Annotated in this window: 14 protein-coding genes; 10 read left to right on the plus strand and 4 right to left on the minus strand. The window is 55.9% G+C overall.

What is annotated here, in order from left to right; translation table 11 throughout:
- The first annotated feature begins 53 nt into the window (after positions 1-53).
- The 4 genes from ppc (at position 54) to N7922_RS23990 (ending at position 5,651) form a co-directional block, all read left to right on the plus strand.
- Positions 54-2,705, plus strand: a complete 2,652-nt coding sequence (ppc, locus tag N7922_RS23975) for a phosphoenolpyruvate carboxylase (protein ID WP_263098575.1) — start codon at positions 54-56, stop codon at positions 2,703-2,705.
- Between the two features lie 94 nt (positions 2,706-2,799).
- Entirely contained in the window at positions 2,800-3,648 is an 849-nt protein-coding gene (locus N7922_RS23980; protein ID WP_263098576.1) for a helix-turn-helix transcriptional regulator, read from the plus strand.
- 225 nt (positions 3,649-3,873) lie between these two features.
- Entirely contained in the window at positions 3,874-4,536 is a 663-nt protein-coding gene (gene fsa, locus N7922_RS23985; protein WP_263098577.1) for a fructose-6-phosphate aldolase, read from the plus strand.
- A gap of 11 nt (positions 4,537-4,547) precedes the next feature.
- The gene (locus tag N7922_RS23990) at positions 4,548-5,651 is read left to right on the plus strand and encodes a glycerol dehydrogenase (RefSeq protein ID WP_263098578.1); all 1,104 of its coding nucleotides are present in this window, start codon (positions 4,548-4,550) and stop codon (positions 5,649-5,651) included.
- Between the two features lie 81 nt (positions 5,652-5,732).
- On the opposite strand, the gene metF is transcribed toward N7922_RS23990, so the two are convergent.
- The 3 genes from metF to metB all read right to left on the minus strand — a co-directional run bounded on the left by metF (position 5,733) and on the right by metB (position 10,429).
- Entirely contained in the window at positions 5,733-6,623 is an 891-nt protein-coding gene (gene metF / locus N7922_RS23995) for a methylenetetrahydrofolate reductase (RefSeq protein WP_263098579.1), read from the minus strand.
- Between the two features lie 210 nt (positions 6,624-6,833).
- Entirely contained in the window at positions 6,834-9,266 is a 2,433-nt protein-coding gene (locus tag N7922_RS24000) for a bifunctional aspartate kinase/homoserine dehydrogenase II (protein ID WP_263098580.1), read from the minus strand.
- A 2-nt stretch (positions 9,267-9,268) separates the two neighbouring features.
- Positions 9,269-10,429 carry a cystathionine gamma-synthase gene (metB, locus tag N7922_RS24005; RefSeq protein ID WP_263098581.1) on the minus strand — a complete coding sequence of 387 codons (1,161 nt, stop codon included), beginning with the start codon at positions 10,427-10,429 and terminating at the stop codon, positions 9,269-9,271.
- A gap of 268 nt (positions 10,430-10,697) precedes the next feature.
- Here metB and metJ point away from each other — a divergent pair, with 268 nt between their 5' ends.
- A complete protein-coding gene (gene metJ, locus N7922_RS24010; protein WP_007369220.1) occupies positions 10,698-11,015 on the plus strand; it encodes a met regulon transcriptional regulator MetJ in 318 nt (105 codons plus the stop codon).
- Between the two features lie 102 nt (positions 11,016-11,117).
- Here the strand turns inward: metJ and rpmE are convergent, their stop codons facing one another.
- Positions 11,118-11,330: a 50S ribosomal protein L31 gene (rpmE, locus tag N7922_RS24015; RefSeq protein WP_007369223.1), complete on the minus strand. Its 213-nt coding sequence runs from the start codon at positions 11,328-11,330 to the stop codon at positions 11,118-11,120.
- A gap of 207 nt (positions 11,331-11,537) precedes the next feature.
- Between rpmE and priA the strand changes: the two genes are divergently transcribed.
- The 5 genes from priA to hslU all read left to right on the plus strand — a co-directional run bounded on the left by priA (position 11,538) and on the right by hslU (position 17,960).
- Positions 11,538-13,730 (plus strand): primosomal protein N', encoded by a 2,193-nt coding sequence (priA, locus tag N7922_RS24020; protein WP_263098582.1) that lies wholly within the window; start codon positions 11,538-11,540, stop codon positions 13,728-13,730.
- A 124-nt stretch (positions 13,731-13,854) separates the two neighbouring features.
- Complete coding sequence (gene cytR, locus N7922_RS24025; protein ID WP_263098583.1) at positions 13,855-14,880, plus strand: DNA-binding transcriptional regulator CytR; 1,026 nt, start codon at positions 13,855-13,857, stop codon at positions 14,878-14,880.
- 96 nt (positions 14,881-14,976) lie between these two features.
- Positions 14,977-15,996 carry a cell division protein FtsN gene (gene ftsN / locus N7922_RS24030; RefSeq protein ID WP_263098584.1) on the plus strand — a complete coding sequence of 340 codons (1,020 nt, stop codon included), beginning with the start codon at positions 14,977-14,979 and terminating at the stop codon, positions 15,994-15,996.
- A 92-nt stretch (positions 15,997-16,088) separates the two neighbouring features.
- On the plus strand, positions 16,089-16,619 hold the full coding sequence (gene hslV / locus N7922_RS24035) for an ATP-dependent protease subunit HslV (protein ID WP_061499322.1): 531 nt from the start codon (positions 16,089-16,091) through the stop codon (positions 16,617-16,619).
- 9 nt (positions 16,620-16,628) lie between these two features.
- Positions 16,629-17,960: an HslU--HslV peptidase ATPase subunit gene (gene hslU / locus N7922_RS24040; protein WP_263098585.1), complete on the plus strand. Its 1,332-nt coding sequence runs from the start codon at positions 16,629-16,631 to the stop codon at positions 17,958-17,960.

Raw genomic sequence — 17,960 nt, forward strand, 5'->3', positions numbered from 1 at the left:
CTGCTCAACGGCAGATATAACAAAATAAAATGAGATGGGGTGTCTGGGGTAACATGAACGAACAATATTCCGCTTTGCGTAGTAATGTCAGTATGCTCGGCAAACTGCTGGGAGATACCATCAAGGATGCACTGGGTGAGAACATTCTCGACCGTGTAGAAACAATCCGTAAGCTGTCCAAATCTTCTCGCGCCGGTAACGAAGCCAATCGTCAGGAACTGCTCACCACCTTGCAGAATCTCTCCAATGACGAGCTGCTGCCGGTGGCGCGTGCGTTCAGCCAGTTTCTGAACCTTGCCAACACTGCCGAGCAATACCACAGCATCTCCGCGAAAGGCGAAGCCGCCAATAACCCGGAAGTCATTGCCCGCACTCTCAGAAAACTGAAAGACCAACCGAATCTGAACGAAGCCACGATCATTAAAGCCGTGGAATCCCTGTCGCTGGAGCTGGTGCTGACCGCACACCCGACCGAGATCACCCGCCGTACATTGATTCATAAAATGGTGGAAGTGAATGCCTGCTTAAAACAGCTGGATAACACCGATATCGCCGACTATGAACGTCACCAGTTAATGCGCCGTCTGCGCCAGCTTATTGCGCAGTCCTGGCATACCGATGAGATCCGCAGATATCGTCCAAGCCCGGTAGACGAAGCCAAATGGGGCTTCGCGGTGGTGGAAAATAGCCTGTGGGAAGGCGTGCCAAACTACCTGCGCGAGCTGAACGAGCAACTGGAAGAGAACCTCAATTACAAGCTGCCGGTCGACTTTGTGCCCGTACGCTTTACGTCATGGATGGGCGGCGACCGCGACGGCAACCCGAACGTGACTGCCGATATCACCCGCCATGTGCTGCTGCTCAGCCGCTGGAAAGCCACCGATCTGTTCCTCAAAGATGTACAGCTGCTGATTTCCGAGCTGTCGATGGTGGAGTGTACCGACGAGCTGCGGGAGCTGGCTGGCGCGGAAGGCGCACGCGAACCGTATCGTTATCTGATGAAAAAACTGCGCAGCGACCTGATGGCCACCCAGGCCTGGCTGGAAGCGCGTCTGAAAGGTCAGAAGTTACCGAAACCTGAAGGGCTGCTGACGCAAAACGAGCAGCTGTGGGAACCGCTTTACGCCTGTTATAAATCTCTGCAAGCCTGCGGCATGGGCATTATCGCCAATGGCGAACTGCTCGATACATTACGTCGAGTGAAGTGTTTTGGCGTCCCGCTGGTGCGAATTGATATTCGTCAGGAAAGTACGCGTCATACCGAAGCGCTGGGCGAATTAACCCGCTATCTCGGTATTGGCGACTATGAGAGCTGGTCCGAAGCCGATAAACAAGCGTTCCTGATCCGCGAACTGAACTCCAAACGCCCGCTGCTACCGCGCCAGTGGGAGCCAAGCGATGAAACCCGCGAAGTGCTGGACACCTGCCGGGTGATCGCGGAAGCGCCGCGCGGATCCATCGCCGCCTATGTGATCTCCATGGCGAAGACACCGTCCGACGTACTGGCGGTACACCTGCTGCTGAAAGAAGCCGGTATTGGTTTCGCTCTGCCTGTCGCGCCGCTGTTTGAAACGCTGGACGATCTGAACAACGCCGACGATGTGATGACCCAATTGCTGAATATTGACTGGTATCGCGGCTTTATTCAGGGCAAACAGATGGTGATGATTGGCTATTCCGACTCGGCGAAAGACGCAGGCGTGATGGCGGCAAGCTGGGCGCAATACCAGGCGCAGGATGCGTTGATCAAAACCTGCGAAAAAGCCGGTATTGAACTGACGCTGTTCCACGGTCGCGGTGGCTCTATCGGTCGTGGCGGCGCGCCTGCGCACGCGGCGCTGCTTTCACAACCGCCAGGTAGCCTGAAAGGTGGCCTGCGCGTGACCGAACAGGGCGAGATGATCCGCTTTAAATACGGTCTGCCGGAAATCACCATCAGCAGCCTGTCGCTGTATACCAGCGCGATTATGGAAGCCAACCTGCTGCCGCCGCCGGAGCCGAAAGCCGAATGGCGCCATATTATGGATGAGCTATCCGATATCTCCTGCGATATGTACCGCGGCTATGTACGTGAAAATAAAGACTTCGTTCCGTATTTCCGCTCCGCTACGCCAGAGCAGGAACTCGGTAAACTGCCACTCGGTTCCCGTCCGGCAAAACGTCGCCCGACCGGTGGGGTGGAATCGCTGCGCGCGATCCCGTGGATCTTCGCCTGGACGCAAAACCGCCTGATGCTGCCAGCATGGCTGGGCGCTGGCGCTGCGCTGCAAAAAGTGGTGGAAGACGGCAAGCAAAGTAAACTGGAAGCCATGTGCCGCGACTGGCCGTTCTTCTCAACCCGTCTCGGGATGCTGGAAATGGTCTTCTCCAAAGCCGACCTGTGGCTGGCGGAATATTACGATCAGCGTCTGGTGAAACCAGAGCTGTGGGCGCTGGGCGCAGAGCTGCGTAAACTGCTGGAAGCGGATATCAAAGTCGTGCTGGCAATCGCCAACGACTCCCATTTGATGGCCGACCTGCCGTGGATTGCCGAGTCTATTCAGTTACGTAACATCTATACCGACCCGCTGAACGTACTGCAGGCTGAGCTGCTGCATCGCTCGCGTCTTGCGGAAGAAGAAGGCAAAGAGCCGGATCACCGCGTTGAACAAGCGCTGATGGTCACCATTGCCGGTGTTGCAGCAGGTATGCGTAATACAGGCTAATTCCTCGCTGTTATCGCAAAAGGCCACACCTGTTGTGGCCTTTTTTTATGCCGACAGTTAAGGTTGTCCCTTCGCGGGCAACGCAAGGAACACCATGAACCACGATGTCGCTCATCTTCTCTCCCGCCTGATTAACGGCCCTGCGCCGTTGCGGCAAATTTGCTTCGCCGGTGCAACCGGTACAGCGCCTGCGCAGGCGGTTCAGGTGGATTTCCCGCGTCTGGAAATCGTACTTGAAGGTGTATTGATGGATGCAGGCGTCACGGGAGAAGCCACGCAAATGACGCAGCATGATGTTCTGTATGTACCTGCCGGCGGCTGGAATCTGCCGCAGTGGCAGACCCCGGCCACCACATTAAGCGTGTTGTTCGGCAAGCAACAACTGAGTTTTAGCGTCACGCACTGGAATGGGCTGGCGTTACAGAACCAGACCAAACAGCATGTTGCGCGCCGCGGGCCGCGTATCGGCTCTTTCCTGCTGCAAACGTTGCATGAAATGCAGATGCAACCGCGCGAACAACAAACCGCACGCTTGATCGTCACCAGTCTGCTCAGTCATTGTCATGATCTGCTGGGTAGCCAAATCCAGACAGCGTCCCGCAGTCAGGCGTTGTTCGAAGCCGTTCGTGACTATATCGACGAACATTATGCTATGCCGCTTACCCGCGAATCCGTGGCGCAGGCATTTTACATCTCTCCCAACTACCTTTCTCATCTCTTCCAGAAGACCGGGACAATCGGCTTTAACGAATACCTGAATCACACCCGGCTGGAACATGCGAAAACCCTGCTTAAGGGCTACGACCTGAAAGTGAAAGAGGTCGCGCACGCCTGCGGGTTTGTCGACAGCAACTACTTCTGCCGCCTGTTTCGTAAAAATACCGAGCGCTCCCCCTCTGAATATCGTCGTCATTACCATAGCCAGCTCAGCGACAAAAGCTGAACTGGACAAAGCGGTCATGCACTGGATTTTTGTACGATCATAAATGCCTCTCTGTCCCCGGCACGATTTTTAGCCCTGTGTTAACAAGCAACCTGACAACTTGTGATGCAAATCACACTTCAACAGGTCGATCACATTTGTCCAGTATTTGGCAGTTTTGTGATATGGCGGCGCAGGGCAAGGCGCTCGTATGCTGTTGTCAGAAACGAGCGATGAGGAAGCACAATGGAACTTTATCTGGATACCGCTAACGTGGCGGAAGTTGAACGCCTGGCGCGCATTTATCCCCTGGCGGGCGTCACCACCAACCCCAGTATTATCGCCGCAGGCAAAACGCCCGTATGGGACGTTTTACCGCGCCTGCAACAGGCCGTCGGCCCGGACGGAACGCTGTTTGCGCAGGTCATGAGTCGCGACGCCGCAGGCATGGTGGCAGAAGCAAAACGCCTCAACAACGCCGTGCCGGGCATTGTGGTGAAAATCCCGGTCACTGCCGAAGGCCTTGCCGCCATCAAGCAATTAAAAAAAGAAAACATCGTCACGCTGGGAACAGCAGTGTACAGCGCCGCCCAGGGACTGCTGGCCGCCCTTGCGGGCGCGAAATATGTTGCTCCGTATGTCAACCGCGTGGATGCCCAGGGCGGTGACGGCATTCGAATGGTGCAGGAGTTACAAACGCTGCTCAGGCTCCATGCGCCGCAGAGCAAGATACTGGCCGCCAGTTTCAAAACACCGCGCCAGGCGCTCGACTGTCTGCTGGCAGGATGCGAAGCAATCACCCTTCCTTTAGATGTAGCGCAACAAATGCTCAATACGCCGGCGGTAGAGTCAGCAGTGGAGAAGTTTGAACAAGACTGGAAAACGGCTTTTGGCAACCTTAATTTGTAAGGAGGCAGTATATGGATCGTGTCATCCAGGCGCCAGGTAAGTACATCCAGGGTGCAGACGTCATCACCCGTCTCGGCGACTATCTCAAACCGCTGTCCGACCGCTGGCTGGTCGTCGGCGACAAGTTTGTTCTCGGTTTTGCTCAGGAAGCGCTGCAAAAAAGTCTGGCGGATGCCGGGCTGGCCTGCGAGGTGGTGCCCTTCGGCGGCGAATGTTCACAAAATGAAATCGACAGGCTACGCAGCATAGCGGAGAATGCCCATACCGGCGCGGTACTGGGCATCGGCGGCGGTAAAACGCTGGATACCGCCAAAGCGCTGGCGCATTTTATGCAAATCCCGGTGGCGATTGCGCCCACCATCGCCTCTACCGACGCGCCCTGTAGCGCGCTGTCGGTCATCTACACCGATAACGGTGAATTCGACCGCTATTTGTTACTGCCGAACAATCCCGATCGTGTGATCGTCGATACCAACATTGTCGCGGGCGCACCAGCGCGTCTGCTGGCTGCGGGGATTGGCGACGCCCTGTCCACCTGGTTTGAAGCCCGCGCCTGCTCGCGCAGCGGCGCAAAAACCATGGCGGGAGGCCAGTGTACACAAGCCGCACTGGCGCTGGCGGAACTCTGCTACAACACGCTGATCGAAGAGGGTGAAAAAGCGATGCTGGCCGCCGGGCAACATGTGGTAACGCCCGCACTGGAACGCGTGGTGGAAGCGAACACCTACCTCAGCGGCGTCGGTTTTGAGAGCGGTGGTCTGGCAGCGGCGCACGCTATCCACAACGGTTTAACCGCTATCCCGGACGCTCATCACTTTTATCACGGTGAGAAAGTGGCATTTGGCACGTTAACGCAACTCGTGCTGGAAAACGCGCCGATGGAAGAGATCGAGACCGTTGCGGCGCTGTGTCATACCGTGGGTCTGCCCATCACGCTGGCGCAACTGGATATCAAAACAGATATTCCGGCGAAAATGCGTATTGTGGCGCAGGCGGCCTGTGCTGAAGGGGAAACCATTCACAATATGCCGGGCGGCGCAACGCCGGATCAGGTGTATGCCGCACTGCTGGTCGCCGACCAGTACGGCCAGCGTTTTTTAGGTGAGTGGGAATAAACGTCTAAACGTAACAGGCCCGGTAATCGGGCCTGAAGAACGTTTCACGGGTCGGCGTGGTATAAAGCCGCCGTCCGACCTTTACACCGCCGGGCGAACGCCCAGCGTATGACAGATGGCATAGCTCATTTCAGCGCGGTTCAGTGTGTAGAAGTGGAAGTCTTTCACCCCTTCACGGCTTAAAATTTTCACCATATCCATCGCGATATTGGCCCCCACCAGCTTGCGGGTTTCCGCGTCATCATCCAGCCCATCGAACATTTGCGACATCCACGCCGGAATACGCACGTTGGTCATGTCAGCAAATTTTTTCGCCTGCTTAAAGTTAGAGACGGGGAGAATGCCCGGCACGATCTCAACGTCGATGCCGGTCGCCGCGCAGCGATCGCGAAAGCGCAGGTAGCTTTCCACATCAAAGAAGAACTGGGTAATGGCGCGGCTGGCGCCTGCATCTACTTTACGCTTCAGGTTGAGCAAGTCGGCCTGGGCGCTTTTCGCCTCCGGATGCACTTCCGGATAGGCAGCGACCGAGATATCAAAGTCCGCCACCTCTTTTAACAGCGTCACCAGATCGGCGGCATACATATCAGGCTTACCACCGCCCGCCGGCAAGTCACCGCGCAGCGCCACGATATGACGGATACCGTTATTCCAGTAATCCTGAGCGATAGCACGCAGCTCATCACGGGTGGCGTCAATGCAGGTCAGATGCGGCACGGCTTCCAGCCCTGTGCGCTCTTTAATGCCTTTGATAATGCTGTGCGTGCGGTCACGCTCACCGGAGTTAGCGCCGTAGGTCACTGAAACGAACTTGGGCTTCAGGCTGCTCAGGCGATCGATGGAGTGCCATAAGGTTTGTTCCATTTCACTGGTGCGCGGCGGGAAAAATTCAAAGGAAACATTAATCTGGCCGTGTACTTCCGCCAGGCTTTGATTCAGGGCTTCCCGCTGGTTGGCGTGAAAAAAGCTCATACCTTACCTCATCAATCGCGTGTCATTGTCTGTTGTCTTGTGAACTTCTATACGTTTAGACGTCCAGATGTAAAAATGACGGAAAACGGTCAGGGCGTCAACTGGAAAATCACCATTATTCGTGAGGAATGTTCAGTGAAGATGAAAAAAATTCATGACTGAAGATAAAACCCTCCCCTTTATAAGGAGAGGGTAGATGCAAAGGGAGGATTACAGCAACTGCGCCAGACGGTTAATATCCGACTGGATCGCGCCAGCGGTCACATCGCGACCGGCGCCCGGCCCACGGATCACCAGCGGGTTATCACGATACCAGCGGCTTTCAATGGCAAAAACGTTATCACACGGCAGCAGCGACGCCAGCGGATGCTCAGCACGAACGGCTTCCACGCCAACGCGCGCTTTACCGTTGGCATCAAAGCGCGCCACATAGCGCAGCACCAGGCCCATTTCACGGGCAGCCTCAAGGCGCTGTAGCATCTGGTCATTCAGCTCGTCGCCATTTTCAAAGAAGTGATCCACCGAGCCCTCTTCACACCCTGCCGGGACCAGCGACTCCACACGAACCTGATCCGGCTCGATGTCATAACCCGCTTCACGGGCCAGGATCACCAGTTTGCGCATCACGTCTTTACCGGAAAGGTCTACGCGCGGATCCGGCTCGGTCAGCCCCTGCTGCCAGGCCTGGTCGACCAAATCGGTAAAGGGTACGGAACCGTCAAACTGCAAAAATAGCCAGGAGAGCGTACCGGAGAAAATTCCGCTGATCGCCAGAATCGCATCGCCACTCTCACGCAGATCGCGCACGGTGTGGTTAACCGGCAAACCCGCACCGACGGTGGCGTTATACAGCCAGCGACGACCCGTTTTTTCGAACGCATCGTGAATTTGGCGATACTTATCACTGGTGCTCGCGCCAGCCAGTTTGTTGGCGCTAATCACGTGGAAACCGTGGCTGGCGAAATCCAGATACTGATCGGCAAGCTGCTCGCTGGCGGTGACATCCAGCACCACTAAATCATCATAAGGGTGGGCGCGCATCCACAGGAACAACGCTTCTTCATCCTGCTCGACCGCTTCATCATTGAAAAACGCCAGCGCACGACTGGCGTCCAGCCCGTCGTAACTCAGCAGGCTGCGGCGGCTATCCACCACCCCGGCCAGCACAAACTCAAACCCGGTGCGCGCCGATAACGCGCTCTGCTCGCGGGAGAACAGCTCCAGCCAGCGGGAACCGATATTGCCTTTTCCGAACAGCATCAGGCCAATACGTTTTTCGGCGCGGAAGAGCGACTGGTGCAACCCCTGGATCAGACTCTCGGTTGGCCCTACGCGCAGCACAGCCACCAGGCTAATCCCTTCATCGGACTGCCAGATAAACTCCACCGGCTGACCTTTCAGTTGCTGCCAGAAACGATGGCTGTGCAGCGGGTTACGGCAAACGCCAGCTCCCACCATCGCCACCAGCGCCAGCCCCTGACGCAAGCGCAACTCGCCCGGCAAACCCGCTTCATCCAGCAGTTTGAAGACGCTGTCCACCACTTCGGAGGTGTAGCACAGTTGCAGCAGATTACGGTCAGCATGCGCCCCAACCGCCAGCGGGCGCACCTGAGCACGCTTCAACACCACATCGATATCTTTTTGCGCCAGCTTAAAGTCCTGACCTGCCGGCACGAGAAACTCAATCAGGCAAACATCATCATGACTGGTGACGATACGCGCGCCGGTACCGGATGCCAGTACGCGCTCAATACGCGTTGAACCTTGCTCCGGGCTATAACTACAGCGTAATTGCAGATCGATGTTGCTGCCGGAAACGGGCTGCAACGTGCGGGCATGCAGTACTGGCGCGGCAAGACGCGCCAGCTCGCTGGCCTCATCGAGACGCAGCAGCGGCAACAGGCAGGCATCTTTCACTTTGCGCGGATCGGCGCTGTACACCCCCGCCACATCGCTCCAGATGGTCACGCGCGAGGCATCAGCCAGCGCACCGATCTGTGTTGCGGAATAGTCAGAGCCATTACGCCCCAGCAGCACGGTTTCACCCGCGTCGTTGCGGCTGATAAAACCAGTCACCACAATGCGTTTACCCGGCAACTGTGCCAGTTTCTGTTGCAGTAACGGCCAGGACTCGCCTTCATTTACTTGCGGTTGCGCGGCGCGCTCCGCACGCAGGAAGTCACGGGCATCCAGCCAGGCCGCGTCCAGACCTTGTTGATTCAGTACGGCAGCCATTAAACGCGCAGACCAGATTTCACCGTGGCCAACCACTTCCGCGTATACCGCATCGGTAATGCCACCATCCAGCAACGCGGCCAGATGTTCCAGATCGTGAATAAATTCACTGGTTAACCCGTCGGCAACATCGGCGGGCAGCAAACCGCCGATCAGGTCGCTTTGATAGCGGCGCAGTGATTGTTGAACCTGATGCGCAGAGAGGCGATCGGTCTGGCTTAATTTAAGCCAGTTGATCAACTGGTTGGTGGTGCTGCCTGCGGCCGAGACAACCATCATGTCGCCCGGTTGCGAATATTCCGCCATGATCCCCGCCACGCGCAGGTAACACTTCACATCCGCCAGACTACTCCCACCAAATTTGTGCAGCTGACGAGCTTTCGTCCCTGCCTGCGCAATCACACTCATGTTCACCCCTCAGCGGCGACCCGGAAGCCATTTTCCAGATCGGCAATTAGATCTTCACTATCTTCAATACCGGTTGAGATGCGCAGCAGCGTCTCAGAGATCCCGGCGGCGGCACGCGCTTCCGGCACCATGCCCGCGTGGGTCATCGTGGCGGCATGAGAGATTAAACTTTCCACTCCGCCTAATGATTCCGCCAGCGTAAACAGCGATAACCCACTTAAAAAGCGACGCAGCGTTTGCTCATCGCCATCCAGTTCAAAACTTAGCATCGCGCCAAAGCCTTTTTGTTGACGCGCCGCAATCTCATGCCCTTGATTATCCGGCAAAGAGGGATGGTACAGCTTTTTCACCAGCGGCTGTTTTTTCAGGAAATCAACAATCGCCTGCGCGTTGCGCTGGGCCACTTCCATACGCGGCGACAGCGTGCGCAAACCGCGCAGTAACAGATAGCTATCGAAGGCGCTGCCAGTGACGCCAATGTTATTCGCCCACCATGCCAGTTCAGTGACAGTCTCTTCATCTTTCGCGATCACCACACCCGCCACCACATCGGAATGCCCGTTGAGGTATTTGGTGCAGGAGTGCAGCACCAGATCGGCACCCAGCGCCAGCGGATTTTGCAACGCCGGGCTCAGGAAGGTGTTATCCACAACGCTAACCGCACCGGCCTCACGCGCGAGCTGACAGATTTTCGCAATATCCACGACGCGCAACAATGGGTTGCTTGGGCTTTCTACCAGTACCAGCTTCGGTTTTTCCGCCAGCGCATTTTTTAGCGCCTGCTCATCACCCTGATCGACAAACCGCACACGGTAACAACCGCGCTTCGCCAGGCTATCAAACAAGCGATAGCTCCCACCATAACAGTCATGCGGCGCAACCAGTAGATCGCCCGGTTTGAGAAACACGGTGGTCACAAGGTGAATAGCCGACATCCCGGTATTGGTCAGCACCGCGCCTGCGCCGCCTTCCAGTTCCGCCAACGCACGCTGCACAACATCACGCGTTGGGTTACCACGGCGCGAGTAGTCATGCGCGCGCGGCTCATTAAAACCGGTGAAATTATACGTACTGGAGAGGTGGATCGGCGGGACAACGCAACCGTACTGCTCGTCATCGTTTAATCCGCTACGCACTGCGATGGTGGCCTGTTTACGCGTCATGATGAAGGCTTCCTGGCTTAATGGATGAAAAGTCTGGCAACAGAGTAAACACTGCGCCGATAGACGTCAATACATCTGGACATCTAAACTTCTTTGCGTATAGATTGAGCAAAGGCATAATAGCCGTTAAAATTATATGCTTTAGTACGGCACTGTTACGCGATACACCGTGTCACGCTGATGACTCTACGGTAAACTACGCGGGATTATGACTCAGGTGTAGTCACCTGAGACTGAGACTAATGACTGAGAGGATTAAAGGTATCTCATGGCTGAATGGAGCGGCGAATATATCAGCCCATACGCTGAGCACGGCAAGAAGAGTGAACAAGTAAAGAAAATTACGGTTTCCATTCCTCTTAAGGTGTTAAAAATCCTCACCGATGAACGTACCCGTCGTCAGGTGAACAACCTGCGTCACGCCACCAACAGCGAACTGCTGTGTGAAGCGTTTTTGCATGCGTTTACCGGTCAACCTTTGCCGAACGATGAAGATCTGCGTAAAGAGCGCAGCGATGAAATCCCGGAAGAGGCGAAAGTGATTATGCGTGAACTGGGTATCGACCCGGATACCTGGGAATACTGATAAAGACGAAAAAGGCGGAAGATGATGTTATCCGCCTTTCTTGCTCATAGGGAAACATCAGAGACAAAAAAAGCGCCTTTCGGCGCTTTTTTTTCTGGCAACTTATTTGCTGCCCGGGATGCTGAAGCGTTTGTTGAAACGCTCAACACGACCACCGGTATCAACTACGCGTTGTTTACCAGTAAAGAACGGGTGACATTTGCCGCACACGTCCAGGTTCAGGTCGTGACCCACGGTAGAATGGGTTTTGATCACATTACCGCAAGAACAGGTTGCAGTAATAGCAACGTAATTCGGGTGAATACCTTTTTTCATGGGAAACCTCAGTTTAAGGCCGCGTCGCTCTTCCAGCCCTAACGCCAGACACCACGCGAGTTAATATTTAAGTGTATCTTCGGCGCTGCAAAAGCGCACCAAAGGCGGCGAATCATACAGAAATTAACCACCACATGCAAACTGATCAGCTCGCCAGTCTTAACAATGTGTATACTAACCCGCCAGTTTTCAAGCCAGGAAGATGAGATGCCCGTCGCCCACGTTGCGCTGTCTGTACCTTTGCCCCGCACCTTTGACTACCTGCTGCCGGATGACATGTCCGTTAGCGCAGGATGCCGCGTGCGTGTGCCTTTTGGTACGCAGCACCGCGTTGGCATTGTGGTGGCCATCAGCGACAAAAGCGAATTGCCGCTCGCAGAGTTAAAACGCGTCGAAGAGGTGCTCGACAGCGAACCCGCATTTTCTCCGCCGGTATGGCGACTGCTATTGTGGGCGGCGGATTATTATCATCATCCGATTGGCGATGTGCTGTTTAATGCCCTCCCCGTTCTGCTGCGGCAAACAAAGCCCGCCAGCGCGGAGTTTCAGGGATACTGGTTCGCCACCGAGCAGGGACAGGCGACGGACATCAACCGCGTAAAGTCGCCAAAACAGCAGCAAGCGTTATCGGCGCTGCGTAAAGGAAAAATCTGGCAGCATCAGCTGGCCGCGTTGGATCTTAAAAGCGTCACTTTACAGGCATTGCGCGCGAAAGGTCTGGCGGAGATGAACAGCGAAGCGCCCACCTTTAGCGACTGGCGCAACAGCTTCTCAGTGAGCGGCGACAGGCTGCGGTTAAACACCGAACAGGCCACAGCGGTGGGCGCTATTCATAGCGCGGCGGATCGTTTCTCCGCCTGGCTGCTGGCAGGCGTCACCGGATCCGGCAAAACAGAAGTCTATTTAAGTGTGTTGGAAAACGTACTGTCGCAGGGTAAACAGGCGCTGGTGATGGTGCCGGAAATCGGTCTGACGCCGCAAACCATCGCCCGTTTTCGTGAGCGTTTTAACGCGCCCGTTGACGTTCTGCATTCCGGTCTGAACGACAGCGAAAGGTTGGTGACGTGGCAGAAAGCGAAAAGCGGCGAAGCCGCCATCGTGATCGGTACGCGTTCGTCGCTGTTTACGCCGTTTAAAAACCTCGGCGTGATCGTTATCGACGAAGAGCACGACAGCTCTTATAAACAGCAAGAAGGCTGGCGCTACCACGCTCGTGACCTGGCCGTTTACCGTGCCCACAGCGAGCAAATCCCGATCATTCTCGGCTCCGCCACCCCGGCGCTGGAAACCCTGTATAACGTCCGGATGCGTAAATACCATCTGTTGCGACTCACCCGCCGCGCCGGTAACGCACGCCCGGCGACACAGCATGTGCTGGATATGAAAGGCCAGCAGTTACAGGCCGGGCTGGCGCCTGCCCTTATCAACCGCATGCGCCAGCATCTGCAGGCGGGCAATCAGGTGATCCTGTTTCTTAATCGCCGTGGTTTTTCCCCGGCGCTGCTGTGCCATGATTGCGGCTGGATAGCAGAATGCCCCCGCTGCGATCACTATTACACCTTCCACCAGGCGCAGCAGCATTTACGCTGCCACCACTGCGATAGCCAGCGGCCTGTGCCGCGCCAGTGTCCTTCCTGCGGCTCCACGCACTTGCTGCCTGTGGGGTTAGGCACAGAGCAACTGGAACAAGCGCTGGCGCCACTGTTTCCGGGTGTGCCGGTATCGCGTATCGACCGCGATACCACCAGCCGTAAAGGGGCACTGGAGCAGCATCTTGCCGAAGTTCACCGTGGCGGCGCGCGTATTCTTATTGGCACTCAGATGTTGGCGAAGGGTCACCACTTTCCGGATGTCACGCTGGTCGCACTGCTGGATGTGGATGGCGCATTGTTTTCGGCGGATTTCCGCGCAGCCGAACGCTTCGCCCAGCTTTATACCCAAGTATCCGGTCGCGCAGGCCGCGCCGGGAAACAGGGTGAGGTAGTGTTGCAAACACACCATCCGGAACATCCGCTCTTGCTGACATTGCTGCATAAAGGCTATGACACCTTTGCTGAACAGGCGCTGGCGGAGCGGCAAACTCTGCAATTACCGCCGTGGACCAGCCATGTGCTGATCCGCGCCGAAGATCAGAACAACCAGCACGCCCCCCTCTTTTTACAGCAGTTGAGAAACCTGCTGCAGGCCAGCCCGCTGGCGGATGACCCGTTGTGGATCCTTGGACCGGTTCCCGCGCTGGCAGCCAAACGCGCCGGGCGATACCGCTGGCAAATCCTGTTGCAGCACCCTTCCCGCGTTCGTCTACAGCATATTGTTAACGGCGCGCTGGCGCTCGTGAATACCCTACCGGAAGCGCGCCGGGTGAAATGGGTGCTGGATGTCGACCCTATCGAAGGCTAATGCTGCGAGGCAGCGCGTAAAATTCAACTTTCATCACACTTTTCATGAAAATTCTGTAACCGATGGGCTTAACTATCTGATAAAAATGTGACTACGCCTGCGCCGTGCATGCGAGGAGAACAAGGTGAAACCCAAAAATCAGGTTGCGGCTGCGACCATGAAAGATGTTGCCATGAAAGCAAAGGTATCTACGGCAACCGTATCCCGTGCGTTAATGAACCCGGATAAAGTGTCGCAAGCAACCCGCAACCGGGTTGAGCAAGCGGCGATGGAAGTGGGCTATTTGCCCCAGTCGATGGGACGCAACGTTAAACGCAATGAATCCCGGACCATCCTGGTGATTGTGCCGGATATCTGCGATCCCTTTTTCAGCGAAATTATTCGCGGGATTGAAGTTGCTGCGGCTGAACACGGTTACTTGGTGTTGATTGGCGATTGCGCCCATCAGAATCAGCAGGAAAAGACCTTTATCGACCTGATTATCACCAAGCAAATCGACGGCATGCTGCTGCTGGGTTCGCGTCTGCCCTTTGATGCCAGCATTGAGGAGCAACGCAATTTACCGCCAATGGTAATGGCGAATGAGTTTGCTCCCGAACTGGAACTGCCGACGGTTCACATTGATAACCTGACCGCCGCATTTAACGCCGTCAATTATCTGCAGGAACAGGGACATCATCTGATTGGCTGTATCGCCGGGCCGGAAGAGATGCCGCTGTGCCACTATCGGTTGCAGGGATACGTGCAAGCGCTGCGTCGCTCAGGCGTGGTCGTCGATCCCCATTATATTGCACGCGGCGATTTCACCTTCGAAGCGGGCGCTCATGCACTGGAGCAGTTAATGACGCTGCCGAAACCGCCAACGGCAGTCTTCTGCCATAGCGATGTCATGGCGCTCGGCGCGCTCTCGCAAGCCAAACGCCGCGGACTGAGAGTGCCGCAGGATTTATCCATCATCGGCTTTGATAACATTTCACTGTCGGAGTTCTGCGATCCGCCGCTGACCACCGTTGCACAGCCGCGCTACGACATTGGCCGCGAATCGATGCTATTGCTGCTCGAGCAACTGCAAGGCCATAACGTCAGCAGCGGATCGCGTCTGTTGGATTGCGAACTGATTCTGCGTGGGTCAACCCAGGCACTGAAGTAAAGCCGGGGCTTTCAGACTCCCGCTTCTGGTCAAAAGCCCGTCGCTTAAGTAACATGGCGAGCTGATAAACGAAATAAAGACAGCGAAACAACGATAGTGGCACAACGAGATTATGTACGCCGCGGCAGCCAGTCGGCTCCTTCGCGGCGCAAAAAGAGTAGCTCAAGGAACAAGCAACGCAGCAAGTCTGCGGTCTCTCCAGCCATGGTCGCCATCGCGGCCGCCGTGCTGGTTGCCTTTATCGGTGGTCTGTACTTCATTACGCACCACAAAAAAGAAGAATCCGAATCGCTGCAAAACCAAAAAGTCGCCGGTAACGGTTTACCCCCAAAACCGGAAGAGCGCTGGCGCTATATCAAGGAACTGGAAAGCCGCCAGCCTGGCGTACTTGCCCCCACGGAGCCTTCAGCCGGTGGTGAAGTGAAAAATCCGGATCAGCTCACTGATGAACAACGCCAGTTGTTAGCGCAAATGCAGGCGGATATGCGCCAGCAGCCAACGCAGCTCAACGAAGTGCCGTGGAACGAGCAAACTGCGGAGCAGCGTCAGCAAACATTGCAACGCCAGCGTCAGGCGCAGCAGCAGGTGCAGATGCAACAGCAGCAGCAATGGGCGCAAACACAGCCCGTGCAGCAGCCGCGTACGCAGCCACGCGTAACTGAACAACCGGTTCAGCAACCTGCGCGTACAGCGCAAACCACAGCGCCAGCCACAACGGCGCCGCGTCAGACGCAGCAGCAGAAACCGGCTACGACGTCACAGCCGTATCAGGATCTGTTGCAAACCCCGCCGCACAACACGGCGGCGCAGCCCAAAACGCAGCAGGCCGCGCCTGTCACGCATGAGGTGGAAGCGCCAAAACAGCAGCAAACGGCAGAGAAAAAAGATGATCGTCGCTGGCTGGTGCAGTGCGGATCGTTTAAAGGCCAGGATCAAGCCGAAACCGTTCGCGCGCAACTGGCGTTTGAAGGGTTTGACTCGCGCATTACCGCTAACAACGGCTGGAACCGCGTCGTGATAGGCCCGGTGAAAGGCAAAGAGAATGCCGACTCCACCATTAGCCGCCTGAAAATGGCCGGCCACACAAACTGCATCCGTCTCGCTGCCGGGGGTTGAAACCCCCAAAATCTCCCCCATCTATAATTGCAATCTGCCCCGCACACTGTTGCGGGGTCTGTATTCTGCATTTGTAACCAAGGGGTCTGCTCGTGACAACAATAGTAAGCGTACGCCGTAACGGCCATGTCGTTATCGCTGGTGATGGCCAGGCCACACTGGGCAACACGGTAATGAAAGGCAACGTGAAAAAAGTCCGTCGCCTGTATCACGACAAAGTGATCGCTGGCTTTGCCGGTGGCACCGCCGACGCCTTCACGCTGTTTGAACTGTTCGAACGTAAACTGGAAATGCACCAGGGACATCTGGTGAAAGCGGCTGTCGAACTGGCAAAGGACTGGCGTACCGATCGCATGCTGCGCAAGCTGGAAGCGTTGCTGGCCGTGGCTGATGAAACGGCGTCGCTCATCATCACCGGCAACGGCGACGTGGTGCAGCCAGAAAATGATCTGATCGCCATTGGTTCCGGTGGGCCTTATGCCCAGGCTGCGGCACGTGCGCTGCTGGAAAATACCGAACTGAGCGCGCGTGAAATTGCTGAGAAGGCGTTGGATATTGCAGGCGATATCTGCATCTATACCAACCACTTCCATACCATCGAAGAATTATCCTCTGAAGCGTAAGGATCTCCCATGTCTGAAATGACCCCACGCGAAATCGTCAGCGAACTGAACAAGCACATTATCGGCCAGGACGCTGCCAAGCGTTCAGTGGCGATTGCTCTGCGTAACCGCTGGCGTCGTATGCAGCTCGATGAAGAGCTGCGCCATGAAGTGACACCAAAAAACATTCTGATGATCGGCCCGACCGGTGTCGGTAAAACCGAAATCGCCCGTCGTCTGGCAAAACTCGCCAATGCGCCGTTTATCAAAGTCGAAGCGACAAAGTTCACCGAAGTAGGCTATGTCGGCAAAGAAGTAGATTCGATCATCCGCGATCTGACCGATGCCGCCGTTAAAATGGTGCGTATTCAGTCGATCGAGAAAAACCGCTACCGCGCAGAAGAAATGGCAGAAGAGCGCATTCTCGATGTGCTGATCCCACCAGCAAAAAACAACTGGGGCCAGCCAGAGCAGCCCGCAGAACCTTCTGCGGCGCGTCAGTCTTTCCGCAAAAAACTGCGTGAAGGCCAGCTCGACGACAAAGAGATTGAGATCGACCTCGCCGCTGCGCCGATGGGTGTCGAAATCATGGCGCCTCCGGGCATGGAAGAGATGACCAATCAGCTTCAGTCGATGTTCCAGAATCTGGGCGGTCAGAAGCAGAAGCCGCGCAAGCTGAAAATCAAAGATGCGATGAAGCTGCTGATTGAAGAGGAAGCTGCGAAGCTGGTCAACCCGGAAGAGTTGAAACAAGAGGCTATCGACGCCGTTGAACAACACGGGATCGTGTTTATCGACGAAATCGACAAAATCTGCAAGCGCGGTAATACCTCAGGACCGGATGTCTCCCGCGAAGGCGTACAGCGCGACCTGCTGCCGCTGGTGGAAGGCTGCACCGTATCGACGAAACACGGCATGGTCAAAACCGACCATATTCTGTTTATCGCTTCCGGCGCATTCCAGATTGCCAGCCCGTCGGATCTCATCCCGGAACTGCAAGGCCGTTTGCCGATCCGTGTTGAACTGCAGGCGCTGACCGCAGAAGATTTCGAGCGCATCCTCACCGAGCCGAACGCATCGGTTACCGTACAGTACAAAGCGCTGATGGCGACCGAAGGCGTGAATATCGACTTCACTGACGACGGGATCAAACGCATCGCGCAGGCGGCCTGGCAGGTGAACGAAACCACGGAAAACATCGGCGCTCGCCGTTTGCATACCGTGCTGGAACGCCTGATGGAAGATATCTCCTATGACGCCAGCGATCTGGGCGGCGAGACGATCATCATTGATGCCGACTATGTGAGTAAACATCTTGATGCTTTAGTGGCAGATGAAGATCTGAGCCGTTTTATCTTATAA

It is taken from the genome of Kosakonia sp. ML.JS2a (assembly GCF_025642095.1).
GTDB lineage: Bacteria > Pseudomonadota > Gammaproteobacteria > Enterobacterales > Enterobacteriaceae.

Excerpts from the sequence above, each read along its gene's own strand:
- priA (WP_263098582.1), top strand. The coding sequence starts at position 11,538 with ATGCCCGTCGCCCACGTTGCGCTGTCTGTACCTTTGCCCCGCACCTTT.
- rpmE (WP_007369223.1), bottom strand. The coding sequence starts at position 11,330 with ATGAAAAAAGGTATTCACCCGAATTACGTTGCTATTACTGCAACCTGT.
- hslU (WP_263098585.1), top strand. The coding sequence starts at position 16,629 with ATGTCTGAAATGACCCCACGCGAAATCGTCAGCGAACTGAACAAGCAC.
- N7922_RS23990 (WP_263098578.1), top strand. The coding sequence starts at position 4,548 with ATGGATCGTGTCATCCAGGCGCCAGGTAAGTACATCCAGGGTGCAGAC.
- N7922_RS23980 (WP_263098576.1), top strand. The coding sequence starts at position 2,800 with ATGAACCACGATGTCGCTCATCTTCTCTCCCGCCTGATTAACGGCCCT.
- ppc (WP_263098575.1), top strand. The coding sequence starts at position 54 with ATGAACGAACAATATTCCGCTTTGCGTAGTAATGTCAGTATGCTCGGC.
- metJ (WP_007369220.1), top strand. The coding sequence starts at position 10,698 with ATGGCTGAATGGAGCGGCGAATATATCAGCCCATACGCTGAGCACGGC.
- N7922_RS24000 (WP_263098580.1), bottom strand. The coding sequence starts at position 9,266 with ATGAGTGTGATTGCGCAGGCAGGGACGAAAGCTCGTCAGCTGCACAAA.
- fsa (WP_263098577.1), top strand. The coding sequence starts at position 3,874 with ATGGAACTTTATCTGGATACCGCTAACGTGGCGGAAGTTGAACGCCTG.
- metB (WP_263098581.1), bottom strand. The coding sequence starts at position 10,429 with ATGACGCGTAAACAGGCCACCATCGCAGTGCGTAGCGGATTAAACGAT.
- metF (WP_263098579.1), bottom strand. The coding sequence starts at position 6,623 with ATGAGCTTTTTTCACGCCAACCAGCGGGAAGCCCTGAATCAAAGCCTG.